10 protein-coding genes, 1 pseudogene and 1 other annotated feature are annotated in these 15,953 nt (G+C 63.4%); of the genes and pseudogenes, 6 read left to right on the forward strand and 5 right to left on the reverse strand.

Features of this window, described 5'->3' with window-relative positions:
* The first annotated feature begins 10 nt into the window (after nt 1-10).
* The 6 genes from TQ38_RS20720 (at nt 11) to TQ38_RS20745 (ending at nt 10,205) form a co-directional block, all read left to right on the forward strand.
* Nucleotides 11-1,309, forward strand: coding sequence for an MFS transporter (locus TQ38_RS20720; protein WP_043977426.1), 1,299 nt, complete (start codon nt 11-13; stop codon nt 1,307-1,309).
* On the forward strand, nt 1,306-2,718 hold the full coding sequence (uxaC, locus tag TQ38_RS20725; RefSeq protein ID WP_043977371.1) for a glucuronate isomerase: 1,413 nt from the start codon (nt 1,306-1,308) through the stop codon (nt 2,716-2,718). The genes TQ38_RS20720 and uxaC overlap by 4 nt, the downstream gene beginning before the upstream one ends.
* Nucleotides 2,715-4,175 carry a mannitol dehydrogenase family protein gene (locus TQ38_RS20730; protein ID WP_043977374.1) on the forward strand — a complete coding sequence of 487 codons (1,461 nt, stop codon included), beginning with the start codon at nt 2,715-2,717 and terminating at the stop codon, nt 4,173-4,175. The genes uxaC and TQ38_RS20730 overlap by 4 nt, the downstream gene beginning before the upstream one ends.
* Complete coding sequence (locus tag TQ38_RS20735; RefSeq protein ID WP_043977376.1) at nt 4,172-5,851, forward strand: DUF5597 domain-containing protein; 1,680 nt, start codon at nt 4,172-4,174, stop codon at nt 5,849-5,851. Before TQ38_RS20730 ends, TQ38_RS20735 begins: the two co-directional genes overlap by 4 nt.
* Nucleotides 5,852-5,981: 130 nt before the next feature.
* The gene (locus tag TQ38_RS20740; RefSeq protein ID WP_043977378.1) at nt 5,982-8,906 is read left to right on the forward strand and encodes a TonB-dependent receptor; all 2,925 of its coding nucleotides are present in this window, start codon (nt 5,982-5,984) and stop codon (nt 8,904-8,906) included.
* A gap of 69 nt (nt 8,907-8,975) precedes the next feature.
* Nucleotides 8,976-10,205, forward strand: coding sequence for an SGNH/GDSL hydrolase family protein (locus TQ38_RS20745; RefSeq protein WP_370059826.1), 1,230 nt, complete (start codon nt 8,976-8,978; stop codon nt 10,203-10,205).
* Between the two features lie 32 nt (nt 10,206-10,237).
* Here TQ38_RS20745 and TQ38_RS20750 read toward each other — a convergent pair whose 3' ends face one another.
* The 5 genes and pseudogenes from TQ38_RS20750 to TQ38_RS20770 all read right to left on the reverse strand — a co-directional run.
* The gene (locus tag TQ38_RS20750; protein WP_082057804.1) at nt 10,238-11,338 is read right to left on the reverse strand and encodes a glycoside hydrolase family 43 protein; all 1,101 of its coding nucleotides are present in this window, start codon (nt 11,336-11,338) and stop codon (nt 10,238-10,240) included.
* A 277-nt stretch (nt 11,339-11,615) separates the two neighbouring features.
* Nucleotides 11,616-12,872 carry an alginate export family protein gene (locus TQ38_RS20755; RefSeq protein ID WP_240198169.1) on the reverse strand — a complete coding sequence of 419 codons (1,257 nt, stop codon included), beginning with the start codon at nt 12,870-12,872 and terminating at the stop codon, nt 11,616-11,618.
* Nucleotides 12,873-12,892: 20 nt separating this feature from the next.
* Nucleotides 12,893-14,034 (reverse strand): IS3 family transposase gene (locus tag TQ38_RS20760; RefSeq protein ID WP_113942012.1). Its coding sequence is split into 2 segments (ribosomal slippage): nt 12,893-13,800 and nt 13,800-14,034, totalling 1,143 coding nucleotides; the frame shifts between segments, so codons are not numbered across the junction.
* 39 nt (nt 14,035-14,073) lie between these two features.
* A protein-coding gene (locus tag TQ38_RS20765; RefSeq protein WP_113942013.1) for an IS3 family transposase occupies nt 14,074-15,302 on the reverse strand; the annotation gives its coding sequence in 2 pieces (ribosomal slippage) (nt 14,074-15,014 and nt 15,014-15,302; 1,230 coding nt in all).
* Nucleotides 14,905-15,021 (reverse strand) — a sequence feature (AL1L pseudoknot). (Overlaps the previous gene by 117 nt.)
* A 321-nt stretch (nt 15,303-15,623) precedes the next feature.
* Nucleotides 15,624-15,917 (reverse strand): annotated as a pseudogene (locus TQ38_RS20770) (nucleotidyl transferase AbiEii/AbiGii toxin family protein); the annotation flags it as partial.
* Nucleotides 15,918-15,953 lie beyond the last annotated feature (36 nt).

Consider the following 15,953-nt stretch of genomic DNA (forward strand, 5'->3'; position numbering starts at 1 on the left):
GAACGGCGCCATGCCTCTTGCCGACGCCGCGATCGACCCGAGGAAACCCTCGGGTCGCATCCGCTGGATCGTCTGCGCGCTGCTTTTCGCGGCGGTCGTGCTGAGCTATGTGGACCGACTGGTCTTGCCGACGCTCAAGCCCGAACTCCAGGCCCGCTACGGCTGGAGCGAGAGCGGCTATGCCGACCTCGCGATCTGGTTCCAGGCGGGCTACGGCATCGCCTATGTCTTTTTCGGTCGGCTGATCGACCGGCTCGGCGCGCGCGCGGGCTATGCCTTGGCCGTTACGCTTTGGACGGTCGGGCACATGGCCCACGCGCTGTTCACGTCCACCAACGGCATGCTGATCGCCCGCATTCCGCTGGCCATCGGCGAAGCGGGGACCTTCCCCGCAGCCATCGCCGCCACCAACGAATGGTTCCCCAAGCGCGAGCGCGCCTTCGCCATCGGCATCTTCAACGCCGGCTCCAACGTCGGCGCGATCCTGACGCCGCTGGTGGTCCCGGTGATCGCGCTGTCATTCGGCTGGCGCTGGGCCTTCATTCTCACCGGCCTGCTCACGGTCCTGTGGTTGGCGGCGTGGCTCGGCTTCTACCGCCGCCCGCGCGACAAGAAGAACCTCAGCGCCGAAGAACTGGCCTGGATTGAGGCCGATCCGGTAGAGAAGCCGCTCCCGGTCAAGTGGCGCGCGCTGTTCGGCTATCGCCAGACCTGGGCCTATATGCTGGGCCGCTTCCTGATCGATCCGGTCTGGTGGACCTTCCTGTTCTGGCTGCCGGATTTCTTCAACAAGCAGTTCGGCGTGAAGATGCTGGATTTTGGCCCGCCTTTGATCGCGGTCTACCTTTTGGCCGATGTCGGCTCGGTGCTGGGCGGCTGGGCCTCCTCGCGCTTCATCGGCCGGGGCTGGACGATCAACCGCTCGCGTAAGACGGCTATGTTTCTGGCCGCACTCTGCGCCGTGCCCATCGCCATGGCGCCCAGCGCGCCTGGTCTATGGACCGCCGTGGCGCTGGTGGGCCTCGCCTGCGCCGGACATCAGGCTTTTTCCGCCAATCTTTATGCGCTCCCCGGTGACACGATGCCGCGCTGGATGACCGGATCGGTCGTCGGCCTCGGCGGACTTTCCGGTGCGCTGGGCGGTATGCTCATGGCCAAATTCGCCGGCGCCATCCTTGAAAGCGTGGGCAGCTATCAGCCGATCTTCGTGGTCGCTTCCTGTGCCTATCTCGTGGCGCTGGCCGTCATTCACCTGATCCTTCCCCGTTATCAGATCGCCGACCCCGCCGGCGAGAAAGCTCCCGCATGACTCGCCCTCTAGTTCTGCATCCCGACCGCCTGTTCCCCGCCGATCCCGGCACCCGCGCCATCGCGCGCGCGCTGTACGCCGGCGTGAAGGACCTGCCGATCGTCAGCCCGCACGGCCATACCGACCCTTCCTGGTTCGCCTATGACGAGCCCTTTACCGACCCCGCCTCGCTGCTGATCGTGCCGGATCACTACGTGTTCCGCATGCTCTATTCGCAAGGCGTGGCGCTGGAATCGCTGGGCGTGCCAAGCGTCGACGGCAGCCCGGTGGAGCAGGACCCGCGCAAAATCTGGAAAATCTTCGCCAATCACTACCACCTGTTCCGGGGCACCCCATCCCGCATGTGGCTGGACTGGGTCTTTGCCGAAGTCTTCGGCCTCGACGTCCTGCTCGACGAGACGACGGCGGACCATTATTACGAGGTGATCGACGCCGCGTTGAAAACCGACGCCTTCCGCCCGCGAGCGCTGTTCGAGCGCTTCAATATCGAGGCGATCGCCACCACCGAAGGCCCGCTCGACCCGCTCGCCCATCACCGCGCGATCCGCGAGAGTGACTGGAACGGCCGCGTCGTCACTGCCTATCGCCCCGATCCGGTCGTCGACCCCGAAACGCCGGGCTTTGCGGAAAAGGTCGCAAAATTCGGCGCCATGGCCGGCGAGGACGTCTCAACTTATGCGGGCTATCTCGCCGCGCACCGCTTCCACCGCGCCCGCTTCCGCGAGGCCGGGGCGACCTCGACCGACCACGGCCACCCGAGCGCCCTGACTGCCGATCTTTCGGACGAGGACTGCGAGGCCCTCTACCGCCGCGTGCTTTCCGGCGCGAGCAAGCAGGACGCCGAGCTGTTCCGGGCCCAGCTCCTCACCGAAATGGCGGGAATGAGCGTGGAGGACGGCATGGTCATGCAGCTTCACCCGGCCGTCCACCGCAGCCACAACAAGGCCGTGCTCGACCGCTTCGGGCGCGACAAGGGCGGCGACATCCCGATGCCGGGCGAATTCGTGCAGGCTCTCAAGCCCCTGCTCGACCGGCATGGCAACGACCCGCGCCTGACTCTGATCCTCTTCACGCTCGATGAAGACGTCTACTCGCGCGAACTGGCGCCGCTTGCCGGGCACTATCCCTCGCTGCGGCTCGGCCCGCCTTGGTGGTTCCACGATTCCCCCGAAGGCATGCGCCGCTTCCGCGAACGCGCAACCGAAACCGGCGGTTTCTACAACACCGTCGGCTTCAACGACGATACCCGCGCCTTCCTCTCTATCCCGGCGCGGCACGACGTGGCCCGCCGCATGGACTGCGCGTGGCTGGCGCAACTCGTGGCCGAACACCGGCTGCCCGAAGACGAGGCGCATGAGGTTGCCCGGGCGCTCGCCTACGATCTCGTCAAGGCGGCGTACAAGCTGTGAGGCTTTCCGCAAAAACACTCGGCGAGGTTCCGGCCTCGGTCGCCCGTCCGACCTATGACCGCGCGGCGGTCAAGCCAGGTGTGGTCCACCTTGGCATCGGTGCCTTCCACCGCGCGCACCAGGCAGCCGTGTTCGAGGCCGCGCTCGCCTCGGGCGACTTGCGCTGGGGCGTGGTCGGCGTGTCGCTGCGTTCGGCTTCGGTGCGGGAGCAGATGGCACCGCAGGACGGCCTCTACACTCTGTTGGTGCGCGACGGCGAGCGGCAGGTCCAGCAGATCATGGGCGCGGTGCAGCATGTGCTTGTTGCCCCGGAAGACCGGGAGGCGGTGATCGCCGTCTTGGCTTCGCCCGATACGCATCTGGTAACCCTGACGATCACCGAGAAGGGTTATTGCCTTGACCGCAAGACCGGCCGGATCATGGCCGACGACGCGGACGTCGCCGCCGATCTCGCCGAGCCGGAGCGTCCGCGCACGGCGGCGGGCTTCCTCGTCGCGGCGCTGGCGCGGCGGCGCGAGGCAGGTCTGGCCCCGCTCTCGATCCTCTCCTGCGACAACCTGCCGCACAATGGCGCGCTGCTGAAAGGCGCGGTCCTCGCCATGGCGGAGGTGCGCGATCCGACGCTCGCCGCATGGATCGCCAAGACCTGCACCTTCCCCGCCACCATGGTCGACCGCATCGTTCCGGCCACCACCGACGGAGACATCGCAGATCTCTCCGCCCTGATCGGGCTGGAAGACCGGGCCATGGTCAAGGCCGAACCCTTCCTGCAATGGGTGATCGAGGATAGCTTCGCGGGCGAGCGCCCGGACTTCGCCGCGCTCGGCGTCCAGCTCACTGATGCCGTCGCCCCGTGGGAGGAAGCCAAGCTGCGCCTGCTCAACGGCGCACACTCTGCCATCGCCTATCTCGGCGGGCTGGCGGGCGACCGGTTCGTGCACGAATTCGTCGGCACCGCGCAGGGCCTGCTTTTTGTCGAGCGGTTGTGGGATGAAGTGGTGCCCACGCTGAACCCGCCCGCCGGGCTCGATGTACTCGCCTATCGCAAGGAACTGATGGCGCGTTTTGCCAATAGCGCGCTCCAGCACCGTACCCGCCAGATCGCCATGGACGGTTCACAAAAGCTGCCACAGCGCCTGCTGGCGCCGCTGAGCGCAGTACGGGACAAGGGTGGTTCCTTCGCCGCCATTGCGCTGGCCATTGCGGCCTGGGTACGCTGGCAGGCGGGCACGGCCGACACGGGCGAACGCCTGGCCATCGACGATCCCGCCGCACAGTCGCTCGCCGACGCCCTGCGCGATGCGGCCACTCCGCGCGCGCGCGCGGCGGCAGCGCTGGCCGTGCTTGGCCCCGTCCCCGATGAAGCCGCGCTCGACGCCGTGGCCGCGCATCTGGGCCATCTCGAAACGTCCGGCGTGCGCGCCGTGCTTACCGCATTTCTCGGAGAGAACGCATGACCTTGCGCACTACCCTCACGGCGGTTTCGGCCCTCACTACGAGCCTCTGCCTCACCGCGCCCGCGCTTGCCGACCCACCGCGCCTGGAAACCAAGGGCGATACGCAGCAGCTTATCGTCAATGGCAAACCGATGTTGATGATCGCCGGCGAACTCAGCAATTCCGCCTCCTCCAGCGCCGCCTACATGGAACCGCATTGGAAGCGGCTGAAGGACATGAACCTCGATACAGTGCTCACGCCGGTTTCGTGGGAACTTATTGAGCCGACTGAAGGCACATTTGACTGGTCCTCGGTAGACTCCCAGATCAAGGCAGCGCGCGCGAACGACCTCAAGCTGGTGGTCCTGTGGTTCGCTGCGTGGAAAAACTCCATGTCCACTTATGTCCCGGCCTGGGTGAAGCGCGACCAGCAGCGCTTCCCGCGCGCGCAGCTTCCCAACGGACAGGGCGTGGAGATCCTATCGACCTTCAGCGCTGACACGCTCAAGGCGGATCAACGTGCCTATGCCGCGCTCATGGCGCATCTCAAGGCGGTGGATTCGAAGGATAACACCGTCGTCATGGTGCAGGTCGAGAACGAGATCGGCATGTTGCCGGTCGCGCGGGACTATAGCGCCGCCGCCAATGCCGCCTATCGCGAGCCGGTTCCGGCCGAACTGGTGAACTATCTCGTCGCGCACAAGGATGCGCTCGTGCCGGGCATGCGCCGGATGTGGCTGGAGCGCGGCGCGCGCACCAGCGGTTCGTGGGACGACCTTTTCGGCGGCGGCGATGCCTCGGCGGAAGTCTTTGCGGCTTGGCACTACGCCCGCTTCGCAGACCAGCTCGCGGCAGCGGGCAAGGCCGCCTATCCGATCCCGATGTATGTCAACGTCGCGCTCAACCGCCCAGGCCGTATTCCCGGCGAGTATCCCAGCGGCGGCCCGCTGCCGCACCTCTTGGACGTGTGGAAAGCCGGTGGTCCTCATCTCGATTTCCTGGCGCCGGATATCTATTTTCCCAACTTCGTGGACATCGTGAACGGCTACAAGCGCCCGGACAACGTGCTCTTCATTCCCGAAGCGCACAATGCCAGCAATCCGGTTGCCGCGGCGAACGCGTTTTACGCGATCGGCCAACTCGATGCGATCGGCTTCGGGCCGTTCTCCATCGACTCGGTTGACGAAGAACCCGGCGGCCTCAAGGACGCTTACGGCGTTCTCCAGCAGCTGAAACCCTACATTCTTGATGCGCAGGGCACCGACCGCATGGTCGGCTTCAAGCCGCGACAACTCTACGACGAGACGTTGGTATACGAACCGGAAACGCGCGACGTCGGGCCCTATCGCTTTACCATTGCCTATGCAGACATCCAGAAGCCGGTAGCAAATCCTGGCGCGGATGCCTCACAGCCTGGCACGACCGCCGCCATCGCAGCGGCTGGGGGGATGATCATTCAGACCGGACCGGAAGAATACCTGATCGCGGGACAAGGCATTACGGTGACCTTCCAGCCGCGCGCGGACGCCTCCGCTCTCGCCGGGATCGATTCGGCTTGGGAGGGTCATTACGATGCCACTGGCAAATGGGTGGCGCAGCGCCTGCTCAACGGAGATCAGACGCACCAGGGCCGCCACGTCAGGCTTGGCACAGGGCAATGGCAAATTCAGCGCCTGAAGCTTTACACGTACAAATAAGATACCGCTATCATTGTTCTTGACGGCATTCGGCCGCAGGAATATGCATAAATGATAGCGCTAGCAAACTTAGCGTATTCTGCGAGTTGCAACGAATCAGCCGCAGACGTTGGGAGGGAGTACATCGATTATGCGACGTAGTTTTGTGAATGTCCGTTCGATCCTGCTGGGCGCTGCCGCACTGAGCCCCTTTATCGGGTTTGCCGCACAGGCTCAGGATGCCGCTGCCACCGAGCCTGCTCCTGCGGCCGAACAGGCGGTCGGTGATGGCCAGGCATCGGCCGAAGACATCATCGTCACCGGCATCCGTGGCTCGCTTCAGAGTGCGACCAACGCCAAGCGCGACGCCGTGACGTTCGGCGACAGCATCTTTGCCGAAGATATCGGCAAGCTGCCCGCGACCAATCTGGCCGAGACGCTCAACCGCATGCCCGGCGTGCGTCTGAACCGCGACATTACCGGCGAAGGCACGCAGGTCGCCATTCGCGGCCTTGGCCCGAGCTTCACCCGCGTGCTGCTCAACGGTTCGCAGTTGCAGGTCGCCTCGGACGGCGGCACGAACGGCGGAAGCGCCAACCGCGAAGTCGACCTCGACTTCTTCCCGTCGGAACTCTTCACCCGGCTCGACCTTCAGAAAAGCCCCTCGCCCTCGACGCTCGAAGGCGGGATCGCCGGCACCGTGAACCTGCGCAACGCCCGTCCTTTCGACAAGGAGGGCACGCATGTCACTGTCGTCGCGCAGGGCCAGTACACCGACAGCAACGGCAAGGTAAGCCCGCGAGGCGCGCTCGTTGCCAGCCACACGACCGACACGTTCGGCATCTTGATCGGCGTCGCCGGTGTGAAAACCAAGACCCGTGTCGACGGCTTCGAAACCGTGGGGTGGGGTGACGGCAACCTGTCGTGCGGAACCGGTTGCACCGATCCAGGCAACAATAACTGGAACTGGGCGTCCAGGGTGCCAGCCAATGCCGGCCATGGCCTCGTCGCGGGTCAACCGGTCGATGTCGTCGCCACTTCGGGCCTGACTCGCAGCCAGCTCAGCACCGCTCTGCTACCCCGCCTTGGCCGGAACAGCCTGACCACCGGCGACCGTTCGCGCATCTCGGCGCTGGCGTCCCTCGAATGGCGCCCCAGCGACGAACTGCACTTCGCCATCGACGGTATCTGGGCACGTTCCAAGCGTGACTTCTCGAAGGTGAACATGAACTGGCAGGTCCGCAACTCGGGCCCCGGCACTGGCGCGCAGGCGACGGGCGGCATGATCCCGATCGACCTCACAGTGGACGACAACGGCGTAGTGACCAGCGGCACGTTCGCGAACTCCTCGTTCTTCCTTGAAGCAAGCCAGTTCAAGCAGACCACGAAGTTCTGGAACATCAATCCCAGCATGACGTGGCAGCCCTCCGACACAGTCAAGGTCGAAGCCAGCGTGAACTGGTCAAAGAGCAGCTTCTTCCGTGAGCAGCCGACCTTTGCGTTCCAGACCGCACCAAATTCAGGGGTGGACGTCTATTACGACAACAGCGGCGCGAGCAACCAGCCGCTCATCACCACTAACGTGGACCTCAACAACCCCAACCTGGGCTGGCAGTGGTATCGCCAGAACATAGCGCTGGTACGCCGCAGCACCGAAACCAAGGGCGCGCATTTCGATACGACCCTGGGCGACGACCAGTTCAGCATCAAGATCGGTGCGGCCTATGACCGTGCCCAGCGCTCCATTCGCGCTTACGACAACAGCCCTGCCTATCAGCTTTCGGTTTGCGGCGCGGGCTGCACCGGCGCCACCGGATCTGTGCCGACCAGCGCCATCGCGCAGTATCTGCGCAGCTTCCCGGTCAACAACTTCGGCCACCTCGCCAGTGGCAGCGTGGGTTACGACGCCTTTGTCGTACCTAACTTCAATGCGTTGAAGGATGCGACCAACTACGCATCGTTCCGTGACAACGCCCCCGAAGCGCGCGGTGCAGTCACAGGCGGCGCTACCGGCGACATGGACGAGCAGGTCTGGGGAGCCTACTTCGAACTCAACGGCGTGACCCAATTGTTCGGTCGCGACCTGCACGCCAACGCAGGCGTGCGCTATGCTCACACGCGCCAGCTCGTTGTCGGACCGAGCCAGGTCGGCACCGCGATCGTCGATATCACTTCGAAGTCGAACTACGAAAACTTCCTGCCGTCGATCAACGTCACCTACGACCTGACCGACTCCATCAAGCTGCGCGCCGCGGCATCGCGGACGATGACCCGCCCTGACGCGGGGCAGATCCTGCCGGGCATCACCTTCTCCGATCCCTCGGCGCTTGTCGCCAGCGCCGGCAACCCCGACCTGACGCCCTACACCTCAGATAACTTTGATATTGGCGGTGAAATCTACACCGGTGGCATCGGATATATCGGCATTTCCGCCTTCATGAAGAATATCCAGGGCTTCACCGAGACGCAGACGACGCAGGCCAGCTTCGGTTCGCTCAACATTCCCTTCGACAGCTTGCTGTCCACCCAGCAGGACGCCCTGCGCAATCGCGCCGCCTCCAACGGCGTGGCAGTCAGCGACCTCGCGATCACCGTGAACCGCCCGGTCAACTTGTCCAGCCTGAAGATCAAGGGCCTTGAAGTCACCTGGGTCCAGCCGCTGGACTTCCTGGTCCAGGGCCTCGGCTTCTCGGCCAACGGCACGACCCTTGATCAGTCGTCGTCGTCGGGTCTGGTGGCTACCGGCGTGTCGAAGTACTCGTACAACCTTCAGGGGTTCTACGAGAACCACGGCCTGTCGGTTAGCGTGAACTACGTATGGAACGACAAGTCGATCGCACTGAACGGTCCGCAGAATAATATCCAGGGCGCCAACCTGCGCGCCGATGCACGAGGCCAACTCGACCTTTCGGCCGGTTATCAGCTGCCCTTCCTCGACAACGGCGTGCGCCTGACGGTCGACGTGCTGAACATCACCAATGAACCAATCCGAACGACGTTCGAATATTCGAACGCGGCCTATTCGGTCTATTACCCGGGCCGTCAGGTCCTGGTCGGACTTCGGGCCAATTTCTGAATACCCTCCCTACCCCCCCACTGAGCCGGCTTCGCGCCGGCTCTTTCTTTTTTGGGAGACATCGTTTTCATGCCGAACATGCTGCCCCTTGCCGCCCTGACCGCCGCGCTAGCGCTCTGCGCACCTCTGCCCGTCGTCGCTGCACCAGTGATCGCTCAATGCCCGTGGATCGGCGTATGGGGAGCTTCGCAGCTTCCGGTGATCGGTGACGACCGCTTGCCCGCAGCAGCCCTCCGGGACGTCACGCTGCGCCAGATCGCACGCTCCTCGATCGCCGGAAGCGAACTGCGCGTCCGTTTCTCCAACGCTTTCGGCGATACGCCGCTGGTGATCGAGAACGCCACGCTGGCCAGAGCAAGCGGGCCGGCGGCGTCCGCCATCGACGCGAAATCGCTGGTGCCTCTGCGCTTCCAGGGCCGGGCCGGCGTAACCATCCCGCCGGGTGCCGACTGGCTCTCCGATCCGGTTTCAATTCCCGTTGCCGCGCCTGGCGATCTTGCCATATCGCTGCACCTCGCCGCGCTGCCCGAAAAGCAGACCGGCCATCCCGGCTCTCGCGCGACGTCCTGGTGGGTAAGCGGCGACCGCGCGTCCGAGACAAACCTCGCCGCAGCAACCGGGATCGACCACTGGTACATTCTCTCCGGAATTGAGGTGCGCGCCTGCAGTTCAGGTACAATCATTGCGCTGGGGGATTCGATCACGGACGGGCGCGGTTCGACCACCAACGGCAACGATCGCTGGACCGACGTTCTGGCCCGCCGCCTTTCAGGAAAGCGCGCAGTGGTAAATCAGGGCATCGGCGGCAACCGCGTGCTGCTCGACGGCACGGGACCGAACGCGATGGCCCGCTTGGATCGCGACGTGCTCTCGGTACCAGGCGTTACGCACCTGATCGTGCTTGAAGGCATCAACGATATCGGCATGCTGACCCGCGACGCGCCTGCCACGCCCGATGCTCACGCCGCGCTGGTGGACGGGGTCACCGCCGCCTACCGCCAGATTGTCGAGCGCGCGCATGCCCACGGCATCAAGGTCTACGGCGGCACCCTGCTGCCGTTCATGGGCATGGAGTACTATCATCCCACCGCCGCCAGCGAAGCCGACCGGCAGGCGATCAACGCCTGGATCCGCACGCCCGGTCACTTCGACGCGGTGATCGATTTCGACGCAGCGATGCGCGATCCCGTGCGCCCCGACCGCCTGAACCCCGAATACGACGGCGGCGATGCGATCCACCCCAACCCCGCCGGTTACGAGGCGATGGGCGAGGCCATTTCATTGCAACTGCTTAAATGAACCAGGGGCGCCCGGCGGGCGCCCCTGTCATTCTAACGCCGGATCATCGGGTTGATCGTCTTGATCGTCCCATCGGCGTTGTAATGAAGTTCGGTCACCTTCACGTTGCGCAGGCGAGTCTGCCCGGAAAGCTGCGTGTCGGCATAAAACAACCACCAGCGACCATCCCATTGGACGATCGAGTGATGCGTCGTCCAGCCTTCGACCGGCTCGAGGATGCGGCCCTTGTAGGTGAACGGCCCATAAGGCGAGTCCCCGATCCCGTAGGCCAGGAAGTGCGTGTCACCGGTGGAATAGCTGAAGTAGTACTTGCCCTTGTACTTGTGCATCCACGAGGCTTCGAAGAAGCGCCGGTCGTGGTCGCCGCCCCGCAGAAGCTTGCCCTTCTCGTCCACGATGCGCAGTTCGCGCGGGGCCTCGGCGAATTCCAGCATGTCCTTGCTCATGCGCGCGACACGCGGCAGCAATGCCGGCTTGTCATCGGCTTGAAGGTCGGTCTTCGAGCCGCTGGGATCGTACTTGCCCCCAATGTTGCGCTGGAGCTGGCCGCCCCAGATACCGCCGAAGTACATGTAGCTCTCGCCGTCATCGTCGGTGAACACCGCCGGGTCGATCGAGTAGCTGCCCTTGATCGGCTCCGGCTGCGCCTTGAACGGCCCGGTCGGGCTCTTTGACGTGGCGACGCCAATGCGAAACGCCCCGGCCTTGTCCTTGGCCGGGAAGTACAGGTAATAAGTACCGCCGCGATAGGCCGCGTCGGGCGCCCACATCTGCTTTTCCGCCCAAGGGACATCCTTGACATCAAGCGCTACCGGCCCAAGCGTCACCTTCCCGCCGATCCTGTCCATCGACATGATGCGATAGTCGCGCATTTCAAAGTGGCTGCCGAGGTCGTCCTCGGGCGTCGGCCCGTCGATGTCATGACTGGGATAGACGTAGATCTTCCCGTTCCACACGTGGGCGGAAGGGTCCGCGGTGTAGATCTCGGTTACCAGAGGCTGCGAAAGGTATTTGGAATTGTCCGCCTTTGCGTGGTCGACTCCAAGGGACTGCGAGGCGTCTGCCTCAGGGTTGGTTCCATTACATCCCAGAAGCGTACATGACGCTGCAAGCAGCGACAGAAATGGGGTCATTTTAGGCACATCAATCTCCCAGCACTGATGTTTCAGCGACCAGATAGCGCTATCATTCTTTCAGCGAATGAATCAAGTTTTGATGATGAGGTTGCCCCGTTTTCCGGGCAGATTGGCCGCGCAAATAAGCTCTTGGTGTCAGCCCCAGGTCATGGCGGATATTCGTCTTCATCATAGCGGAGATAGTTATGGGCGAACTTCAACGATCGCAAACTTCGCTATACGGGATCAGCGAGAAGACCGTAATCAAACCCCCGGGCTAGCCCGAAAATCATTTTTACAGACGGAACGTCACGTAGGCGGCAGCATAGAACAAGTCGCGCCCCGGCTTGAATTTCTCCGAAACGTCGCCGTAGATCGTGTAGAAGCCGAGCGTGGTGTACGGGTTGAGCGCATAGCGCCCGGCCGCTGTGGCTCGCTTGCCGAAAAAGCGGGAGTCGGTTTCTTCGGCGCGGCGCAGCACTTGCCCGCCAAGCGAATAGACGCCGTCATGGATCGATGTGCGCCACAGCCCTGCCACCGAGAAGTCGAGCGTCAGCTTTGCGGTCGGCTGGAGCGTCAGCACCGGCTGGAAGATCGTCAGGTTATGGGGCCCAAGGTCGCCGTTGTAGGTGAGCGGCTTGGGGAACAGCGGGCCGTAGGTTCCGGCCTTGCCGTCGCCGGGATTGCGGTCGCCCGAACCCACGTCGACGCGCAGCGCCAGCTTGGGCTTCCACCCGCCCTGCCAGCCGTGGGCGATGGTGCCGGTGACGTAATAGGCATCGATGTCGAGGTTGCCGAACGAACCCCATTGCCGGATGCCTTCCACATCGACGCTCCAGGCATCGGCCTTCCCGGCATAGCGCAGCGAGAGCGTGCGGCGCCGGTCGCGCGCGGCGGGCGCAGTGGCGAAGGACACGCTGGCACGGTCGGAGGAAACGAACAGCATTTCGGCCCGGCCGGTATGGGTTCCGGCTCCGAACGTGCGCCCGGCGTGGAGCCCGGTCAGGTCGTAGTCGTGGTTGGTCTCATCATCGAACGTGCCCAGCTTTTCCAGCACCGCATGGCCGGTGAGGAAGCCGCCGTCCCAAGGCCCCATCGTGCCCATGACGCGCAGAAGGTCCAGCGAGCGGCGGGTGTTGGCGCCTTCGCGCATGTCGAACACCGTCTGGTTGCCGATACCGATTTCCTGCCGGCCGTATCGCGCGGTGACCTGACCCGTACCGACCGGCACATGGGCCTCGACGAAGGCCTGGTTGAAGTCCAGCCGGCCCTCCTCGATCGGCGCGACCACGGAATCGAGCCCGGTGCTGGTGGCATGCTCCAGGTCCACGAAGGCGCGGAACAGGCCCTCGACCTGGAGATCGGCCCAGACGCGGGTGCGCTGCTGGAAATTGCCGTCGTCATCCTGCGGGCCGCGACCCCAGCGCTCGCCGATGCGCAGTTCGGGCCGCAGGCGCAATTCCCCGCCGAGCGAGGCATATGTGTTGCCCGCCAACGGAATGTACTTGATCCGGGTCCAGAGATTGGTGTCGCGAATGTGATCTGCCCCCACCGAGTGGACCGTTTGGTTTGTTAGTGGATTAAGCCCATCGCCGCCATATCCGGTCGGAGGTGGAGCGAAGCGGAACCGGAGGCCGGATATGGCGGTGTCGCCGTTTCCGGTGCCGGTGGTCGGTATCCCAGACTGCTATGCGGGCGGACGGTGTTGTAATGCCGCCGCCAAGCTTCGATCAGCACCTTGGCTTCGGCGAGGCTGTAGAAGATCTCGCCGTTGAGCAGTTCGTCGCGAAGCGACCCGTTGAAGCTTTCGTTATAGCCATTCTCCCATGGTGATCCCGGCGTGATGTAGAGCGTCTTCACGCCGATCTGCCCCAGCCATTGCTGGACGGCGGTCGCGATAAATTCGCTGCCATTATCGGACCGTATATGTGCCGGAGGGCCGCGCGAGATGAACAGGTCGGCTAAGGCCGCCAGAACATCCTCATGCCTGAGCCGACGCGCCACGACGAGCGCCAGGCACTCCCGGCTGGCCTCATCGATGATGGTCAGGATGCGGAACTTGCGGCCATCATGCGTGCGCCCTTCGACGAAGTCGTAGGCCCATACATGTCCCGGATATTCCGGCCGCAGGCGGATGCAGGATCCGTCATTGAGCCATAGACGCCCGCGCTTTGGCTGGCGCTGCGGGACTTTCAGTCCTTCACGCCGCCATATCCGCTCGACACGTTTATGGTTCACCGTCCACCCTGCATGGCACAGCAACGCCGTGACCCGGCGGTAGCCGTAACGACCATATTGCTTCGCCAATGCAATGATGTCCTCGGTCAGTGCCTGTTCGTCATCCGCCCCGCGCGGCATCTTGCGCTGCGTCGATCGATGCTGACCCAGCACCCGGCATATCCGTCGCTCGGATACCGGAAACTCTCGTCGCACATGATCAATGCAGCGTCGCCGCCGCGCGGGGCTTAGAAGTTTCCCTTTGCCGCCTCCTGCAGGATCAGCTTGTCCAGCGTCAGGTCCGAGATCGCACGGCGAAGCCGCTGGTTCTCCTTCTCCAGATCCTTCATCCGCCGCGCCTGATCGGTCTTCAGGCCGCCATACTCCTTGCGCCACCGATAATAGGTCTGCTCGCTGACCGCGATCCGCCGGCATGCCTCGGCAGTCGAGGCTCCCTGCGCTAGCACAATCTCAACTTCACGCAGCTTGCCGATGATTGAACCGCCCCGGGACTGCCGGAGGCCATTTTAGTTAAATTAAGCTGCCACTGGGATATCGTCCAGCATATCGTAATATCGTTGCTCGGCTTCGACCGGCGGGATGTTCCCGATGGGCTCCAAGAGCCGCCGGTTGTTAAACCAATCGACCCATTCCAGCGTGGCGTATTCGACGGCCTCGAACGACCGCCAAGGCCCTCTGCGGTGGATTACCTCAGCTTTGTAGAGGCCGTTGATTGTCTCGGCTAAAGCGTTGTCGTAGCTGTCACCGACGCTGCCGACCGACGGTTCGATGCCCGCTTCAGCGAGGCGCTCGGTGTACTTAATAGATACGTATTGCGATCCGCGGTCGCTATGGTGAATGAGCCCGCCTCGGTGAACGGGGCGACGTTCATGGATAGCCTGCTCCAGCGCATCGAGAACGAAGCTGGCATGTGCGGACCGGCTGACCCGCCATCCAACGATGTAGCGGGCGTAGACGTCGATTACGAAGGCGACGTAGACGAAGCCTGCCCAAGTTGCGACATAAGTAAAGTCGGAAACCCAGAGCATGTTCGGCGCCGGGGCGTGGAACTGGCGATTGACCTGGTCGAGAGGGCACGATGCCGCCTTGTCGCTGATCGTGGTCCGCACCGGTTTGCCTCGGATCACCCCCTGCAGGCCCAGATCGCGCATGAGCCGCTCCACTGTGCAGCGCGCCACCTCGAAACCTTCGCGCTTCATCTGCCGCCAAACCTTGCGTACGCCATACACCCCGAAGTTCTCGGCGAAGACGCGCAGGACTTCAGGTTTGAGAGCTTTGTCGCGTTTGACGCGGGCAGTTTGCCGCACCGGATCCCGGCGCTGGGCGACACGCTCATGATAGGTTGATGGGGCGATCGGCAGGACCCGGCAGATCGGCTCGACCCCATAAGCATCCCGATGTTCGTCGATAAAATCGATCATCGTTTGAACGGGCGGTCGAGCTCCGCATGGGCAAAATATGCCGACGCCTTGCGAAGGATCTCATTCGCCTGCCGCAGTTCGCGAACCTCGCGCTCCAAAGCTTTTAGCTTCTCGGCAGTTTCCGTCGGCACGCCGCCTCGCTTACCGCTGTCCACCTCGGCCTTCTTTACCCATTCGAGCAAAGTATGGCCGGAGCAGCCGATCTTCTCGGCCACCGATGTGACTGCCGCCCAGCGGGAAGGATGATCACCCTCGTGATCCAAAACCATCCGGATCGCTCGCTCACGAACCTCAGGCGCAAACTTGTTTGTAGTCTTGCTCATCGTAGACCCTTTCTCTCAGGAGATCGGGCCTCCGGCAATCCCGGGGCGGTTCAGATCTCTTCCGGCTTGTGCTTCTTGCTCGGCATTCAATGCCCCTTTCATGGTCCAGACTATCATAGTCTCTGGGCCACTCAGCGGGGGGCAGATCAGATATGGCGGCGATGGGCTTAATCCACTAACAAACCAAACGGTCCACTCGGTGGGGGCAGATCAGGGTTCGGAGTTCGCTGCGCTTTTCTCATGATAGTCAGATGTGCCAGAGCGTCATCCGATTGGCTGGCATCTAGCTGCGTGCTAGCCCTTGCCAGTCAATCGGACACATTACGGGCCAACCAGATCCCATACAGCATCGATGTCGGCCTCAAGCGAGAGATCTTCGAGTTCGAGCGAGGCGGCATAGGCTCGCCATTGCCGCTGCTTCGCGCTGTCACCGCTCATTTCGGACAAGAGACCCGGTGGGCGCTCCGAGGGGACTGCAGTCTCGCGGCGTTCGAATGTCGCGCGGATAGCTGCATCAAGATCATCCGGCGCGATCTCTATCGCGCGAGGGATCGCCCATAGGTCATAATAGTCCTTCATACGCCCGTTGATGACGCCTAGCGTCACCATCGCCTGGGCCTTTTCGGCGCTTTAATTTCCGCACAAGCTGCT

It is taken from the genome of Novosphingobium sp. P6W, from assembly GCF_000876675.2.
Lineage (GTDB): Bacteria > Pseudomonadota > Alphaproteobacteria > Sphingomonadales > Sphingomonadaceae > Novosphingobium.